The 16,570-nt window shown below is 50.6% G+C and carries 11 protein-coding genes; 10 read left to right on the top strand and 1 reads right to left on the bottom strand.

Features of this window, described 5'->3' with window-relative positions; genetic code table 11:
* Positions 1-61 precede the first annotated feature (61 nt).
* The 6 genes from purB to DXA87_RS09290 all read left to right on the top strand — a co-directional run bounded on the left by purB (position 62) and on the right by DXA87_RS09290 (position 8,999).
* The gene (gene purB / locus DXA87_RS09265) at positions 62-1,492 is read left to right on the top strand and encodes an adenylosuccinate lyase (protein WP_117504037.1); all 1,431 of its coding nucleotides are present in this window, start codon (positions 62-64) and stop codon (positions 1,490-1,492) included.
* Positions 1,492-2,397: a LysR family transcriptional regulator gene (locus DXA87_RS09270; RefSeq protein ID WP_117504039.1), complete on the top strand. Its 906-nt coding sequence runs from the start codon at positions 1,492-1,494 to the stop codon at positions 2,395-2,397. Before purB ends, DXA87_RS09270 begins: the two co-directional genes overlap by 1 nt.
* Positions 2,398-2,757: 360 nt before the next feature.
* Positions 2,758-4,038 (top strand): adenylosuccinate synthase, encoded by a 1,281-nt coding sequence (locus DXA87_RS09275; protein ID WP_021904264.1) that lies wholly within the window; start codon positions 2,758-2,760, stop codon positions 4,036-4,038.
* 324 nt (positions 4,039-4,362) lie between these two features.
* On the top strand, positions 4,363-5,748 hold the full coding sequence (locus tag DXA87_RS09280) for an NCS2 family permease (protein WP_117504042.1): 1,386 nt from the start codon (positions 4,363-4,365) through the stop codon (positions 5,746-5,748).
* 333 nt (positions 5,749-6,081) lie between these two features.
* A complete protein-coding gene (locus DXA87_RS09285) occupies positions 6,082-6,324 on the top strand; it encodes an HPr family phosphocarrier protein (protein WP_348982214.1) in 243 nt (80 codons plus the stop codon).
* A 308-nt stretch (positions 6,325-6,632) separates the two neighbouring features.
* Positions 6,633-8,999: an ATP-dependent DNA helicase gene (locus tag DXA87_RS09290; RefSeq protein WP_117504082.1), complete on the top strand. Its 2,367-nt coding sequence runs from the start codon at positions 6,633-6,635 to the stop codon at positions 8,997-8,999.
* A 73-nt stretch (positions 9,000-9,072) separates the two neighbouring features.
* Here the strand turns inward: DXA87_RS09290 and DXA87_RS09295 are convergent, their stop codons facing one another.
* Positions 9,073-9,948 carry a LysR family transcriptional regulator gene (locus tag DXA87_RS09295; RefSeq protein ID WP_117469445.1) on the bottom strand — a complete coding sequence of 292 codons (876 nt, stop codon included), beginning with the start codon at positions 9,946-9,948 and terminating at the stop codon, positions 9,073-9,075.
* Positions 9,949-9,997: 49 nt separating this feature from the next.
* On the opposite strand from DXA87_RS09295, the gene DXA87_RS17965 reads away from it, so the two are divergent.
* The 4 genes from DXA87_RS17965 to DXA87_RS09310 all read left to right on the top strand — a co-directional run bounded on the left by DXA87_RS17965 (position 9,998) and on the right by DXA87_RS09310 (position 16,473).
* Positions 9,998-10,162 carry a hypothetical protein gene (locus DXA87_RS17965; protein WP_158553061.1) on the top strand — a complete coding sequence of 55 codons (165 nt, stop codon included), beginning with the start codon at positions 9,998-10,000 and terminating at the stop codon, positions 10,160-10,162.
* Positions 10,163-10,214: 52 nt separating this feature from the next.
* The gene (locus DXA87_RS09300) at positions 10,215-10,826 is read left to right on the top strand and encodes a sigma-70 domain-containing protein (protein ID WP_117504044.1); all 612 of its coding nucleotides are present in this window, start codon (positions 10,215-10,217) and stop codon (positions 10,824-10,826) included.
* A gap of 127 nt (positions 10,827-10,953) precedes the next feature.
* The gene (locus DXA87_RS09305; protein WP_117504046.1) at positions 10,954-14,718 is read left to right on the top strand and encodes a phosphoribosylformylglycinamidine synthase; all 3,765 of its coding nucleotides are present in this window, start codon (positions 10,954-10,956) and stop codon (positions 14,716-14,718) included.
* Positions 14,719-14,976: 258 nt separating this feature from the next.
* Positions 14,977-16,473, top strand: a complete 1,497-nt coding sequence (locus DXA87_RS09310; RefSeq protein WP_117504048.1) for a C69 family dipeptidase — start codon at positions 14,977-14,979, stop codon at positions 16,471-16,473.
* The last annotated feature ends 97 nt before the right edge of the window (positions 16,474-16,570 follow it).

Consider the following 16,570-nt stretch of genomic DNA (forward strand, 5'->3'; position numbering starts at 1 on the left):
TGAAAATTCGTGAAAATATATTGAACTACAAAAACATTGAATTAGAAAAGAGGATTTTGTCATGAACGACAGATACCAGAGCCCGCTCTCTGAGCGATACGCAAGCAGGGAAATGCAGTACATTTTCTCTCCGGAGAAGAAATTCCGCACATGGAGAAAATTATGGATCGCATTAGCCGAGACAGAAAAAGAACTCGGTCTTCCGATCACAGATGAGCAGATCGAAGAGTTAAAGGCACATGCCGAGGATATCAACTTCGAGGAGGCAAAGGCGAGAGAAAAGCTTGTCCGCCACGATGTGATGTCCCACGTATACGCTTACGGACTCCAGTGCCCGAAGGCAAAGGGAATCATCCACCTCGGTGCCACATCCTGCTACGTTGGAGACAACACCGACCTCATCCTGATGACGGAGGCATTAAAGCTTGTCAGAAAAAAACTCATCAATGTGATGAAAGAGCTTTCTGATTTCGCTGATAAGTATAAAGAGCTCCCGACACTGGCATTCACACACTTCCAGCCGGCCCAGCCGACAACCGTAGGAAAGCGTGCGACCTTATGGCTGCAGGAACTCTGCCTTGACCTTGAGGATCTTGACCATGTGATCGGTTCCATGAAATTACTCGGTTCCAAGGGAACTACAGGTACTCAGGCAAGCTTCTTAGAGCTCTTTGACGGGGATCATGAGAAGTGCCGCGAGGCAGACAGACGGATCGCCGCAAAGATGGGATTCTCCCAGTGCTACCCGGTATCCGGTCAGACATATTCCAGAAAGATCGACAGCCGTGTGCTTTCCGTTCTTGCCGGAATCGCCCAGAGCGCCCATAAGTTCTCCAACGATATCCGTCTCCTCCAGCACTTAAAAGAAGTGGAAGAGCCGTTTGAGAAGAACCAGATCGGTTCCTCCGCTATGGCATATAAGAGAAACCCGATGAGAAGTGAGCGTATCGCGTCCTTGGCGAACTATGTGATGTCTGATATGATGAACCCGATGCTTGTTGCCTCCACCCAGTGGTTCGAGCGTACTCTGGATGACTCCGCGAACAAGCGTCTCTCCGTTCCGGAAGGATTCCTTGCGATCGACGGTATTCTGGATCTCTACTTAAATGTTGTGGATGGTCTTGTGGTATATCCGAAGGTGATTGAGAAGCACTTAATGGCCGAGCTTCCGTTTATGGCTACTGAGAACATCATGATGGATGCGGTAAAGGCCGGCGGAGACAGACAAGAGCTTCACGAGCGTATCCGCGAGCTTTCCATGGAAGCAGGAAAGAATGTGAAGGTAGAAGGAAAGGACAACAACCTCTTAGAGCTTATCGCGGCAGATCCGTCCTTCAATTTAAGCCTTGATGAGTTAAAGAAGACGATGGATCCGAAGAAGTACGTCGGACGCGCACCGAAGCAGGTAGATGAGTTCCTGGATGAGGTTGTCCGCCCGATCTTAAAGGAAAACGCGGATCTTCTCGGAGTGAAAGCGGAGATCAACGTATAATGGATCATGCGAGCAGCATCAGTACGGAATATTATAAAGTATTTTACTATGTAGGGCGCCTCGGCAGCATTACCGCTGCAGCAGAGGCGCTCTGCATTTCCCAGCCTGCGGCGAGTCAGGCGATCAAGCAGCTGGAAAAAGCGCTGAACACAAAGCTTTTTCTTCGGACCCAGAAGGGTGTGCGGCTCACCACAGAGGGAAAGCTTCTGTATCCATATGTGGAGCGCGGGATGGAAAACCTCATGGACGGTGAGGAGATGTTAAAACGTCTTGTGGATATGGACATGGGAGAGGTGAGGATCGGTGCCAGCGATATGACACTGCAGTTTTACCTGCTCCCGTACCTTGAGACTTTCCATGAGCGCTACCCGAATATCAAGGTCATGGTGTCAAACGCGCCGACACCGGAGACCATCGAGTCCCTGTACGAGGGAAAAATCGATTTCGGTGTGGTGAGCACGCCATTTGACGCGAGACCGGAGGTGGAATCCTTCGAGGTGAAGAAGATCCGGAATACCTTTGTGGCTGGAAATAAGTTTTGGACATTAAAGGGAAAGAGAATGGAGTACAGGGAGCTGGAACACCTGCCATGTATCTTCCTGGAAAAGGATACGAGTACCAGAAAGTTCATGGACCGTTTTTTGGAACAGAGGGGGATCATTCTGGAACCGGAGTTTGAGCTGGCCACCAGCGATATGATCGTCCAGTTCGCGATCCGGAACATGGGGATCGGCTGCGTGATGGAAGAGTTCGCAAAGGAGAAGATCGAGAGCGGGGAGCTCTTCGAGCTCGCCTTCCGGGAGATGATGCCGGAGCGGGAGATCTGCGTCGTGACGGATAAGAAGGTGCCGATTTCCCCGGCAGGGGAGAGGTTCTTAGAGGTCTTAAGGGAACGAAAAGTATAGGATAAAATGTTTTCCGTCTGTAGTTCGTGCCCTGTATGAATTGCAGTGCATAATTAGTTACTTTTCATGGGTAGGAATTTTCTGAACTGAAAATTCCGTAAGATACTGTTATGGCCGCGGATTTTGCCGATTCGGAATGCGAAGCATCGGCAAAATCCTGTTACAGTACGCGGGCATGGAGTGCCCGTGTGCTGTAACCATAATTAGACATTATGGACTTCATAATAAATATTGTCTTTACTTATGGATGATTTTGTTGTAAACTATGGGAGTGTCATGAGTATGACACGTACAACCGCGTAAGACGCCGGGATGCGGAACGCGCATTCCGTTTAAACGTCCAAAGGAGGATATTAGAACATGGTTAGAGCAATCGTAGGCGCCAACTGGGGCGATGAGGGAAAAGGTAAGATCACAGATATGCTTGCAAAGGAATCCGACATTATTGTCCGTTTCCAGGGCGGCAGTAACGCTGGTCACACAATTATCAACAATTACGGAAAATTTGCCCTTCATCTTCTTCCGTCAGGTGTATTCTATAATCATACAACAAGCATCATCGGAAACGGCGTGGCATTAAACATCCCGTTCCTTGTTAAAGAATTAAACGACCTGACAAGCCAGGGCGTTCCGATGCCGAAGATCCTTGTGTCCGACAGAGCACAGATCTTAATGCCGTACCACATTTTATTCGATACTTATGAGGAAGCGCGTCTGGCAGGTAAGTCCTTTGGCTCCACAAAGTCCGGAATTGCTCCGTTCTATTCTGATAAATACGCAAAGATCGGTTTCCAGGTCAACGAGTTATTCGGTGATGAGAAGGAACTGATGGATAAGATCGAAAATGTCTGCACACTGAAAAATGTGATGTTAGAGCATTTATATCATCAGCCGGCTCTTGATCCGAAGGAGATCTTCAATACACTTATGGAGTATAAGGAGATGGTCGCTCCGTATGTATGCGACACATCCAAATACCTTCGCGATGCGATCAAGGCAGGAAAAAATGTCCTCTTAGAGGGCCAGCTCGGTTCCTTAAAGGATCCGGATCACGGTATCTACCCGATGGTTACTTCTTCCTCCACACTGGCTGCATACGGCGCGATCGGCGCAGGCATCCCGCCGTACGAGATCAAGAACATCACAACAGTCGTTAAGGCTTACTCCAGCGCAGTCGGCGCAGGTGCGTTTGTCAGCGAGATCTTCGGTGAAGAGGCAGACGAGTTAAGACGCCGCGGCGGTGACGGCGGTGAGTTCGGTGCGACGACAGGCCGCCCGAGAAGAATGGGATGGTTCGATGCAGTCGCATCAAGATATGGCGTACAGATCCAGGGATCCACAGAGGTTGCCCTCACGGTTCTCGACGTTTTAGGATATCTTGACGAGCTTCATATCTGCGTAGGCTATGAGATCGATGGAAAGGTAACAAAAGACTTCCCGACAACTCCGGAGCTTGAGAAAGCAAAACCGGTATACAAGACTCTTCCGGGCTGGAAGTGCGAGATCCGCGGAATCAAGAACTACGAGGATCTTCCGGAGAACTGTAAGAAGTATATCGAGACCATCGAGGAGGAGATCGGAGTGCCGATCACGATGGTTTCCAATGGTCCGGGAAGAGACGAGATCATTATGAGAAAGTAATTCGAAGATGCAGGAGGCAGAAGCGGGGAAAGTTCCCTGTGGAGCAGATGCCATATTCGGTTACAGTTCAGCCATTACATCTTCTTGTTTTCATATTCATGAAAACAAGAAGCTTGGTGGTTCCACCATATGCTGATTTGGATGAAAAAGTGCTTATGCAAGCAAGCTTGCAACACACTTTCTCATTCAAACCAGCGCATGGCTGAACTGTAACCATATTCGGAACCCCCAATTTCTTTCCCTTGCCTTTTCTATTAGTACCACGTATAATAGAAAGTAGCGGTTTTATAACAAAAACTGATAAAACAAATTGGAGGGAAACAAATGAGTCTCGAAAAAATTTTCCATCTCAAGGAAAACAACACAACTGTTAAGACTGAGATCATGGCCGGTGTGACATCGTTTATGACGATGGCGTACATCCTGGCGGTAAACCCGAACATTCTGGCGGCAGCCGGAATGGACCACGGAGCGGTCTTCACAGCGACAGCGGTGGCATCCTTTATCGGAACACTCTGTATGGCACTGTTCGCGAACTACCCGTTCGCTCTGGCACCTGGAATGGGTCTGAACGCTTACTTTGCATACACGGTCGTTCTCGGTATGGGCTATTCCTGGGAAGTTGCTCTTGCGGCAGTTCTCACGGAAGGTATCATCTTTATCATCCTGTCCTGCTTCAACATCAGGGAAGCGATTTTCAACGCGATCCCGTTTAACTTAAAGAAAGCGGTCAGCGTTGGAATCGGTCTCTTCATCACATTCCTTGGTCTTCAGAATGCGAAGATCGTGATCGGTGGAGCAACGCTTGTAGGTCTGTTCTCTGTTGACGGCTACAACAAAACTCTCGCTGACGGTCTCACAGCGTCCATGAGCGACGCGGGGATCACCGTACTCCTTGCGATCTTTGGTGTTCTGATCACTGGAATCCTGATCGTAAAGAATGTCAAAGGAAATATTCTCTGGGGTATCCTGATCACCTGGATCCTCGGAATCATCTGCCAGTTTGCGGGCATTTACATCCCGAATCCGGATCTCGGCTTCTACAACCTGCTCCCGGATTTTTCCAACGGAATCTCCATCCCGAGCCTGGCGCCGATCATGTTCAAGTTCAGCTTAAAGGGTGTTCCGGTACTGGAATTCATCATTATCGTATTCGCGTTCCTGTTCGTTGACCTTTTCGACACACTTGGAACCCTGATCGGTGTGTCCGCGAAGGCGGATATGCTGGATTCCGAGGGAAGACTCCCGCGGATCAAGGGCGCACTCCTTGCAGATGCGGTCGGTACGACCTGCGGTGCCTGCCTCGGTACATCCACAGTTACAACATTCGTGGAGAGTGCTTCCGGCGTGACAGAGGGCGGTAGAACCGGTCTTACATCCTTAACGACCGGTATCCTGTTCCTGTTATCCTTGTTCCTATCCCCGATCTTCCTTGCAATCCCGTCCTTTGCGACGGCTCCGGCCCTGATCGTTGTAGGCTTCTACATGATCGGCTCCGTATCGGAGATCGATTTCAAGGATCCGGCAGAAGGAATCCCGGCATTCCTCTGCATCATCGCGATGCCGTTCTTCTACAGCATCTCCGAGGGAATCTCCATGGGAGTTATCGCCTATGTTGTCATGAACCTCTTTGCCGGAAAGAAGGAGAAGATCACTCCGGTCATGTATATCCTGGCGGTGCTCTTCATCCTCAAGTATATTTTAATGTAAATATGTAAATGCCAAAGACTGCCGGATGCATAGTATGGTAATGTCAGAGATGACTGCCGCTGTGCATCCGGCTTTTTTGATTGTATTCCACAGAGAATAGGAGTTGTCGGGCAGATTGCCGGATTTTTGTGTGAAAACATCCGGAGTTGACGGAGACATCAGACAAATCTGGCTGCTTTTCTGTAACAAATGACAAAATTTGTCATAAAACTATCAAAAAGATGGTGATAATTGTCGATTGACGCTTGAATTTGAATGTGGTATAAATGTAGAATCGTAAAAATATAAAGGATTTGACATCAAAGGGTTTAACAAAAAAGGAGTTAAGGAATCATGATGAAACAGAAAAAAGTAAAATTTGTATCCGCAGACGAGGCGAAGGAGTTTGTCAGCATCGCAAGCGGCTGCGATTTTGATGTAAATGTATTTTATAACCGTATGATCATCGACGCGAAGTCTCTTCTCGGAGTACTGAGCCTTGATCTGACAAAGATCCTCACCGTTGAATATAACGGCGAGAATGCGCCGTTCGAAGCTTTTCTTGAGAGAAAGAATCCGATGCACGCGGTAGCGTAAAAATATACATAAAGATAAAGAAAGAGGCAGCGGCTGTATGAAAGTACGGCAGGCTGTCTTTTTTTGCGCGCGGCGGGCGGCACAAAGCGTGAAAATTCCGGCAGCACGGGAAAATAGCACGGAAAGCTTCTGACAGATGACCTGCCATATGTTCTGTGAACACACGGCATTACTTTACAGGAAATTGTAAAAATGTTATACTTGCGGGAGCGATATGTGCGGCATATAGCAGGATTCAGGAAAAAGAGGAACATATGTGGGGTGGTGAGCGGTGGTCGATCAGCATATCCACAGGAAAGGAGCGTCTCATGAGCGAAGAAAACAGGAAAGCGATCCGGATCTCGGTCCGGAACCTGGTGGAATTCGTGCTGCGCTCCGGGGATATCGACAACCGCTGTTCCGGAAACGCCCAGAAGGATGCCATGCTGGCGGGAGGAAGGATCCACAGGAAGATCCAGAAGCGGATGGGAGCCGGCTACCGGGCGGAGGTCCCCTTAAAGCATGAGGTCCAGGACGAGGAGCAGGAGATCACGCTTCTCGTGGAGGGACGCGCCGATGGAATCTTCGCGGAAAACGGGATCCCGGTGATCGACGAGATCAAAGGCATGTACACGGACATTTCAAGGCTGGAGGAGCCCATCGAGGTCCATCTCGCCCAGGCCATGTGCTACGGATATTTTTACTGCTGCGACAAAGATCTCGACGGGATCCGCCTGCAGATGACCTACTGTAACCTTGAAACAGAGGAAATAAAAAGATTCCAGACCGACCGCTCGAGAGAAGAGCTGGAGACATGGTTTTCCGGCGTGGTTCACGAATATTTTAAGTGGGCGAGGTACCTCTACCACCATGAGCTGATCCGTGACGCCTCCATCGGGCACCTGGAATTCCCGTTCCCTTACCGGGCGGGACAGCGTGACCTTGTAGTATCCGTCTACCGGACCGTCAGCCGGAAAAAACGCCTGTTTATCCAGGCTCCCACGGGAATCGGAAAGACGCTCTCCACTGTATTCCCGGCGGTCCGTGCCATCGGGGAAGGAAAGGGAGACAAGCTCTTTTACCTCACCGCAAAGACCGTGACGAGGACCGTGGCGGAGGAGGCGTTTCGGATCTTAAGGGATCATGGCCTGATCTTCACCTCGGTGACAATAACGGCAAAGGAAAAACTCTGTCCCATGGACGAGTGCGAGTGCAACCCGGACGCATGCCCATACGCGAAAGGCCACTTTGACCGGGTCAATGAGGCGGTATTCGATATTCTCCACCTGGAACAGGAGATGACAAGAGAGAAGATCCTGCAGTACGCGGAAAAGTACCGGGTATGCCCATTTGAATACTGTCTGGACATCTCCAGCTGGACCGACGGGATCATCTGCGATTACAACTATGTGTTTGACCCGAATGTGCGCTTGAAACGCTACTTCGCGGACGGACAGAAAGGTGATTATCTGTTCCTCGTGGATGAGGCCCACAATCTGGTCTCCCGCGCGAGGGAGATGTACAGCGCCGAATTAAAAAAAGAAGATCTCCTCACCGTAAAGCGCCTCGTAAAGCAGAAAGCGCCCCGCTTGGAGAAAAATCTGGAAAAATGCAGCCAGGTGATGCTGGGAATGAAGCGGGAGTGCGAGACATGGCAGCTGCTCTCCGATGTGACATCCTTAGCGGCAGCTGCGATGGCAGTGTTCTCCGATATGGAGACATTCTTGGAAGATTTTCCGGAGTTTGAGGGTAGGGATACAGTTCTGGACTTTTACTTTGGTCTCAGGGATTTCTTAAACGTGTACGAGCTTTTGGATGACCATTACCGGATCTACGCGGAGAACGTGGGAGTCACTTCCTTTAAAGTAAGGCTTTTCTGCGTGGACCCGTCGGCGAACCTCTCCCTCTGCATGTCCCAGGGAAACAGCACGATCCTGTTTTCGGCAACCATGCTGCCGATCCGGTATTACAAGACACTGCTCTCCGGAAACGAGGACGACTACGCGGTCTATGCGAACTCGCCCTTCGAGGAAGAAAAACGTCTTCTCATGGTTGCGACGGACGTCAGCAGCCGCTACTCCAGGCGCAGCGAGAGCGAATACCGGAAGGTGGCGGAGTATATCAGGGAGGTGGTCCTCTCTAAGAGCGGCAACTACATGATATTCTTCCCGTCCTACCAGTATATGGAACAGGTGGAATATGCCGTGGAGGACATGGACTTCCCAGCGGATCTCCTGGTCCAGGGACAGGGCATGAAGGAACAGGAACGCCTGGAATTCTTAGAAGAATTTGAAAAGCCCCGGGATCACTCCCTTGCGGCATTCTGCGTCATGGGAGGTGTGTTCTCTGAGGGGATCGACCTGAAGGAAGAGCGGCTCATCGGTGCCGTGATCGTCGGAACGGGACTCCCAATGGTCTGCGTGGAACAGGAGGTTCTCAGGGGGTATTTTGAGGAGAAAGAAGAAGCGGGATTTGACTTTGCGTATCAGTATCCGGGAATGAATAAGGTTTTACAGGCGGCGGGCCGTGTGATCCGGACGACGGAGGACGAGGGAATCATATTGCTTCTCGATGACAGGTTCCTGAAAAAAGAATATCTGGAACTGTTCCCAAGGGAATGGGAGCATTTCCAGATGGTAAACAGAAAGAACGTCGGTCAGTGCCTTTCGGACTTCTGGGAGTCACGGGGCAGGTAGATGGATATCCGGGCAGTCGTTTGCCGGGACGGTGCAGGGAATATGCAGGTCTGGTGAAGGGCTGCTGCAGGTCTTACAGCATATCCATGAATTGCTTCGCGGCCTGGGAGACCGGAAGGTTTTCGTTATGGACCACAACAAGCTGGCGGACCGGAAGTGTCTCGGAGAGCTTTAAGATAAAGAGCTGCTTTTCGTCCTTTGGGATACAGAAATCCGGCACGAAGGCGATTCCAAGGCCGATGCGGGCCAGGTCGATCAGAAGGTCATTGCTGCTGAGCTCGATCTCCGGGACCAGATCGAGATGGGACTTCTGGAACATGGAGTGTAAGAACTCACTTGTGGTACTCTTGCGGTCCAGCATCATGATCGGGTAATCGAGAAGCTCGGCGAGGGTGAAGGTCTTGTCCTGCAACGGAAAATGGTCAGCACTCGCAACGAAAACATCGCGGAATTCCCGGATCGCCCGGACACTGTGGGTGTTCAAGAGACCGGAATTTGGGTAGTTGGTGATAATGAAGTCCACCTGTCCATTCTCTAAAATGCGGGCACAGTCGATCGAGGTGGAGTTCGTTACTTTAATATGAACGTTCGGGTAGAGTTTATGGAACTTATTTAAATATGGGACAAGGAAATAGCGGCAGATCGTGTCGCTGGCGGCGATCCTGAGCTGGCCGCCGTTCAGGGTGTTGGCCTCTAAGAGCTGGGTCTCGCCTTTATGGATCAGGTTCATTGCAGGTTCGATGTGTTTAAATAAGATCTCGCCTTCCGGGGTGAGCTGGACTCGCTTCGTGCTTCGGATAAAGAGCGTCTGGCCCAGCTTTTTTTCCAGAACCTTCACAGACTGGCTGACGGCTGACTGGGAAATATAGAGGCATTTCGATGCCTCGGAAAAGCTCAGAGTTTTTGCAACGTAATAAAATACTTTATATAATTCATAGTTAATATCCATTATTAGTCCTCCTAATGAAACAAGGCTATTTTATCATAGGAACAGGGATTTGAAAAGAGGAAAAAACGAGAAAGTGTGGTTTTGTCTGGAAGCCGTGTGGAAAATATGGTATGATTACGGAAAGGCGGCGGGGCGGGAAGAAGAAATCCGTCGTGCGAAAAATAAGAAAAACAGGTGCAAAGGAGAAGCAAAAAGCTTTGCGAAGAGAGAATAACTGTGAAAGCTGAAGCAGTAATCAAGAAAAATCAGAGAGGTTTATAGAGGCTATGGCAGAAAAAATGAGATATGAGAACGAAATAGAGAACGCGAAGGTTGACGACGAGTTCAACAACTCCGAGGAGGATTTAAGCGCGGAGGACATCTACCGCGTATATATGGAGGAGATCGCGGCGATCCCGCCATGCAGCGAGGCGGAGAACGCGAAGCTTCTCGGCGAGATCCGGAACGGAAACAAGGCGGCGAGAGAGCGCCTCATCGAGGGCAACTTAAAGAACGCCCTGTTCTTCGTCCAGGATTACATCAACAAAGGTGTTCCGATGGCGGACCTGATCCAGGAAGCCAGTCTGGAGCTCATGATGCTGGCAGATGAAGGGTTCGAGGGTAGTTTTGAAAAACTTCTGGAGAGCCGGATCCGTGTCCGTATGGAGGAGATCATCAACGATCAGAAGAAGGAAGCGGATATCGAGGAGGAGATGTTAGCCCGCGTCAATGTGCTTCAGGAGGTATCGAAATCCATGGCGGAGGAGCTTGGACGCGAGGCAAAGCTTTCCGAGCTTGCGGAGCGCATGAAGATGACCGAGGACGAGGTCCGGGAGATCATGAAGGTGACCATGGAGGCGCTGAGCATGAGCAAGATCAACCAGAGCTTACAGAGTTAAAATCAATATATAAGTATAAATAATAAAAATAATTAAATATATTAACTTTACTAATCACACTGACCTGTGCTATGATTAAGGCAAAATGAAAACCATCTGACAAAGCCGTTTTCCAGGAGGAGAGACTATGAGCGTAAAGCGCGTATTTGTTGAGAAAAAACCGGAATATGCAATCAAGGCAAGAGAGCTTCGCGAGGAGATCGCAAGCTATCTTGACATTACAGGGGTAACGGGCGTCCGTGTGTTAGTCCGCTACGATATTGAAAATATTTCTGAGGACGTATATAAAGAGGCACTCGGAACGATCTTTTCCGAGCCGCCGGTAGACGATGTGTTTGAGGAGACATTCCCGCACAGCGCGGAGGATGTGGTATTCTCCGTTGAGTATCTGCCGGGACAGTTTGACCAGAGAGCCGATTCCGCAGAGCAGTGTGTAAAGTTATTAAACGAGAACGAGGAGCCGGTGATCCGCTCCGCAATGACCTATGTGATCTCCGGAAAGCTTTCCGGGGAGGAGATCGCAGCAATCAAGTCCTTCTGTATCAACCCGGTGGACTCCAGAGAGGCGTCCGAGGAGATCCCGGAGACACTTGTCACCGTATTTGATGTGCCGGAAGACGTTGCGGTCTTTGACGGATTTAAGGATATGGACGAGGCGGCCTTAAAGGAACTCTACGGTTCCTTAAACCTTGCAATGACCTTCAAAGACTTCCTTCACATCCAGAACTACTATAAGAACGAAGAGCACAGAGATCCGTCCGTGACAGAGATCCGCGTGCTTGATACATACTGGTCCGATCACTGCCGCCACACCACATTCTCCACAGAACTCAAGAATGTGACATTCACAGAGGGCGACTACAAGAAACCGATCGAGGATACCTACAACCAGTACCTTGCTGACCACAAGGAGATCTACAAAGGACGCGACGACAAGTTCGTATGTCTCATGGACCTTGCGATCATGGGTATGAAGAAACTCCGCAAAGAGGGCAAGTTAGAAGATCTTGAGGTATCCGACGAGATCAACGCCTGCTCCATCGTCGTTCCGGTGGAGATCGACGGAAAGACCGAGGAGTGGCTCGTAAACTTCAAGAACGAGACCCATAACCACCCGACAGAGATTGAACCCTTCGGCGGCGCGGCAACCTGCCTTGGCGGCGCGATCCGTGACCCGCTTTCCGGACGTACCTATGTATACCAGGCAATGCGCATCACAGGTGCCGCTGACCCGACAAAGCCGTTAAATCAGACATTAAAGGGCAAGCTTCCGCAGAGAAAGATCGTTACAGAGGCTGCCCATGGATATAGCTCCTACGGAAACCAGATCGGTCTTGCGACCGGTTATGTAAAAGAACTCTACCATCCGGGCTATGTTGCGAAGAGAATGGAGATCGGTGCTGTTATGGCGGCAGCTCCGAGAAAGAACGTGATCCGTGAGACATCCGATCCGGGTGATGTGATCATCCTTCTCGGCGGACGTACCGGCCGTGATGGAATCGGCGGTGCGACAGGTTCCTCCAAGGTACACACAGAGGCATCCATCGAGGTCTGCGGCGCTGAGGTCCAGAAAGGTAACGCCCCGACCGAGAGAAAGATCCAGAGAATGTTCCGCCGTCCGGAAGTTTCCAGACTGATCAAAAAGTGCAACGACTTTGGCGCAGGCGGAGTTTCCGTAGCGATCGGTGAACTCGCTGACGGACTTCTGATTGATCTCGATAAAGTACCGAAAAAGTACGCAGGTCTTGACGGAACAGAGCTTGCGATCTCTGAGTCCCAGGAGAGAATGGCAGTTGTCGTTGATCCGAAAGATGTTGACACATTCTTAGGATACGCCAAAGAGGAGAACCTTGAGGCTGTCACAGTCGCAACAGTCACAGAGAGCCCGAGACTCGTCCTCACATGGCGGGGAAAGACCATCGTTGACTTAAGCCGTGCGTTCCTCGACACAAACGGCGCTCATCAGGAGACAGACGTTACCCTGGAGGTTCCGAACCATGAGGGAACTCCGTTTGAAAAGAAAGAAGTAGGAGACGTTAAGGAAAAATGGCTGAAGATGCTCGGTTCCTTAAATGTCTGCTCCCAGAAAGGTCTCGTGGAGATGTTCGACTCCTCCATCGGCGCATCTACCGTTATGATGCCGTACGGCGGAAAATATCAGCAGACTGAGATCCAGACCATGGTCGCTAAGCTTCCGGTTCTGGAAGGAAAGTGCGACGCTGTGACCATGATGAGCTACGGCTTTGATCCGTATCTTTCCAGCTGGAGCCCGTATCACGGCGCGATCTATGCAGTCCTCACATCTGTCGCTAAGATCGCGGCAGCAGGCGGCGACTACAGGAAGATTCGCTTCACATTCCAGGAGTACTTCCGCAGAATGAGCAGCGAGCCGGCAAGATGGAGCCAGCCGTTCGCAGCACTTCTCGGTGCCTACAATGCGCAGCTGGGCTTCGGACTTCCGTCCATCGGCGGTAAGGACAGTATGTCCGGTACCTTTGATGAGGAGAGCGGAAAAGAGATCGACGTCCCGCCGACCCTGGTTTCCTTCGCGGTTGACGTTGCAAGCGCGAAGAACATGATCTCCCCGGAATTCAAGAAGGCCGGAAATAAGATCGTTGTATTTGAAATTAAAAAAGATTCCTATGATCTTCCGGATTATTCCCAGATCATGGCTGGATACGATAAACTTCATGAGGATATCAAGGCGGGCCGCGTGATCTCCGCGTATGCCGCAGAGGCAAACGGAATCGCAGAGGCAGTCAGCAAGATGGCCTTCGGAAACCACCTCGGTGTCAAGATCGAGCATGACGTGGATCCGAGAGACTTCTTTGCACCGGCATGGGGCAATATCGTCTGCGAGGTTCCGGCTGGCAAGGTTGGAGATCTTCAGATGAGCTACCGTGTCATCGGTGAAGTTACCGACAAGGCAGCCTTCGAGTACGGCAATGTCTCCATTGCGCTCGACGAGGCATTAAAGACATGGGACGCAGCTCTCGAGGATGTATTCCCGACAGAGAGCGCGGTAAAGAAAGAAGAAGTTAAGAACGAAGTATTTAAGGCAGAGAACGTTGTGATCTGCAATCATAAGATCGGTACTCCGACCGTATTCATTCCGGTATTCCCGGGAACAAACTGCGAGTACGACAGCACGAAGGCATTCGAGCGCGCCGGAGCAAAGGTCATCACAAAGGTATTCAAGAACATGAGCGCCGAGGACATCCGCGATTCCGTAGAAGTCTACAGAAAGAGCATCGAAGAGTCCCAGATCGTTATGTTCCCGGGCGGCTTCTCCGCAGGCGATGAGCCGGAAGGTTCCGCAAAGTTCTTCGCTACTGCGTTCCGCAACGAGGCATTAAAGGACGAGATCATGAAGCTCTTAAATGAGCGTGACGGATTAATGCTCGGTATCTGTAACGGTTTCCAGGCTCTCATCAAGCTTGGTCTTGTGCCGGAAGGAAAGATCGTAGAGCAGAAGCCGGATTCCCCGACCTTAACCTACAACACCATCGGACGCCACGTTTCCAAGATGGTGAACTTAAAGGTCGTTTCCAACAAGTCCCCGTGGCTTGCAGGCGCAGAACTTGGCGGCGTTTACACAAACCCGGTATCCCACGGCGAGGGACGTTTCGTGGCTCCGAAGGAATGGATCGACAAGCTCTTCGCAAACGGACAGGTTGCGACCCAGTACGTTGACCTTAACGGTGTTCCGACCATGGACGAATACTGGAACCCGAACGGCTCCTTCATGGCGATCGAAGGTATCACAAGCCCGGATGGACGTGTCTACGGTAAGATGGGTCATGCTGAGAGACGCGGCGACTATGTTGCAAAGAACATCACAGGCGAGCAGGATCTGAAGCTGTTTGAGAGTGGTGTGAAGTACTTTAAGTAATTGAATATTTGGAAGAAATAAGAGAATGCCCCAGGGAGAGAAAATTCCCCTGGGGCGTTCTGCGCTGCTGTGCATTCGGAAGAAGCTGCCGATTACCATGAACCTGAAAGAGACTGTTGACAGGAGGTTCTGTGTGAGGTGCTGCTTTGCCGCGGTACCTCAGTTAGTTGACAGAAACTCCGAAGCGTACTAAACTGGACGTATCCGCGGCTGGCGGACAGTGACGGCCGCATATTATAGTTTTGGAGGGTATTTGACATGGCATGCACAACGATTCTTGTAGGAAAAAACGCGTCTTATGACGGTTCAACGATGATCGCGAGAAATGATGATTCCGGTTCCGGACATTTTACGGCGAAAAAATTTGTGGTGATCCACCCGGAGGAGCAGCTGAAGGTTTATAAGTCTGTTCTCTCTCATGCTGAGATCGATCTTCCGGGAGATCCGATGAAGTTTACGGCAGTTCCGAACGCCATTAAGGGAAAGGGAATCTGGGCGGCCAGCGGCGTTAATGAAAAGAATGTCGGCATGACAGCTACGGAAACGATCACATCCAACGCCCGTGTTCTCGGAGCAGACCCGCTTGTAAAGTTACAGCCGGCGGAGGACGGAAAAGAGGAGATCGTCGGTGGAATCGGTGAGGAAGACCTTGTGTACATCACGCTTCCGTATATCAGCAGCGCGAGAGAAGGTGTGATCCGCCTCGGAAGTCTTTTGGAGAAGTACGGGACTTACGAGATGAACGGTATCGCGTTCCAGGACGTCAACGAGATCTGGTGGCTTGAGACCATCGGCGGACATCACTGGATCGCAAAGCGTGTTCCGGATGACCGTTACGTGGTGATGCCGAACCAGTTCGGTATTGACGATTTTGACTTAAACGACGCGTTCTCCGAGCAGAATGAACATATGTGTTCTTCCGACTTAAGAGAGTTTATCGCTGAGAACCACCTGGACCTCTCCTTAAACGGAGGAAATGGAAGCCATTTTGATGCCCGCGCGGCATTTGGAAGCCACAGCGATTCCGACCATATCTACAATACACCAAGAGCATGGTTCATGGAGCGCTACTTTAATCCGAAGACAAAGAAGTGGGACGGACCGGACGCGGACTACAGCCCGGAATCCGACGATATCCCGTGGAGCATGGTTCCGGAGAAGAAGATCACGGTGGAGGATGTCAAGTATGCTCTTTCCTCCCATTTCCAGGGAACCCCTTACGATCCGTACGCAAAGAGCGGTGACGGACTCCAGAAGGGCAAATACCGCGCTATCGGCATCAACCGCAATGATTTCCTTGCTCTGATCCAGATGCGCCCGGGTGCCCCGGCAAACTGCCAGGCGGTCCAGTGGCTGGCTTTCGCATCAAACGCGTTCAACACCCTGGTTCCGTTCTACGCGGCTGTAGACGAGACACCGGAGTACCTTGCGAACACCACGAAGGAAGTCTCTACAGAGAACTTCTACTGGTCCGCGAGACTGATCGCGGCTATGGCGGACGCGTCCTTCGCAAAATCCGCGATCCACATCGAGCGCTACCAGAACGCTGTGGAGGCGAAGGGGCATGCGCTGCTCAACAAGTATGATAAAGAGGCGGCGAAGGTTACGGATCCGGCGGAGAGCAGAAGACTTTTAGAAGAAGCGAACCGCGAGATCGCGAAGATGTTAAAAGAGGAGACAGGAAATACCCTGGATCATGTGCTCTTTGAGCTCAGCAATTCCATGAAGAATGCGTTTTCAAGATCTGACGCGTAAAAATGTCAGAAAGTGCCTGTCGGAATCATTGGAAAGCCTGGAAACCATGAATGATGGCAGCAGGAATGAATAAAGATGAATAAAGAAAGACCTCCCA

It is taken from the genome of Desulfotomaculum sp. OF05-3 (assembly GCF_003435535.1).
Lineage (GTDB): Bacteria > Bacillota > Clostridia > Lachnospirales > Lachnospiraceae > Pilosibacter > Pilosibacter fragilis.

What these genes read in the sequence shown, in the direction of transcription:
- purB (WP_117504037.1), top strand. Translation starts at nt 62, where the DNA reads ATGAACGACAGATACCAGAGCCCGCTCTCTGAGCGATACGCAAGCAGG.
- DXA87_RS09270 (WP_117504039.1), top strand. Translation starts at nt 1,492, where the DNA reads ATGGATCATGCGAGCAGCATCAGTACGGAATATTATAAAGTATTTTAC.
- DXA87_RS09275 (WP_021904264.1), top strand. Translation starts at nt 2,758, where the DNA reads ATGGTTAGAGCAATCGTAGGCGCCAACTGGGGCGATGAGGGAAAAGGT.
- DXA87_RS09280 (WP_117504042.1), top strand. Translation starts at nt 4,363, where the DNA reads ATGAGTCTCGAAAAAATTTTCCATCTCAAGGAAAACAACACAACTGTT.
- DXA87_RS09285 (WP_348982214.1), top strand. Translation starts at nt 6,082, where the DNA reads ATGATGAAACAGAAAAAAGTAAAATTTGTATCCGCAGACGAGGCGAAG.
- DXA87_RS09290 (WP_117504082.1), top strand. Translation starts at nt 6,633, where the DNA reads ATGAGCGAAGAAAACAGGAAAGCGATCCGGATCTCGGTCCGGAACCTG.
- DXA87_RS09295 (WP_117469445.1), bottom strand. Translation starts at nt 9,948, where the DNA reads ATGGATATTAACTATGAATTATATAAAGTATTTTATTACGTTGCAAAA.
- DXA87_RS09300 (WP_117504044.1), top strand. Translation starts at nt 10,215, where the DNA reads ATGGCAGAAAAAATGAGATATGAGAACGAAATAGAGAACGCGAAGGTT.
- DXA87_RS09305 (WP_117504046.1), top strand. Translation starts at nt 10,954, where the DNA reads ATGAGCGTAAAGCGCGTATTTGTTGAGAAAAAACCGGAATATGCAATC.
- DXA87_RS09310 (WP_117504048.1), top strand. Translation starts at nt 14,977, where the DNA reads ATGGCATGCACAACGATTCTTGTAGGAAAAAACGCGTCTTATGACGGT.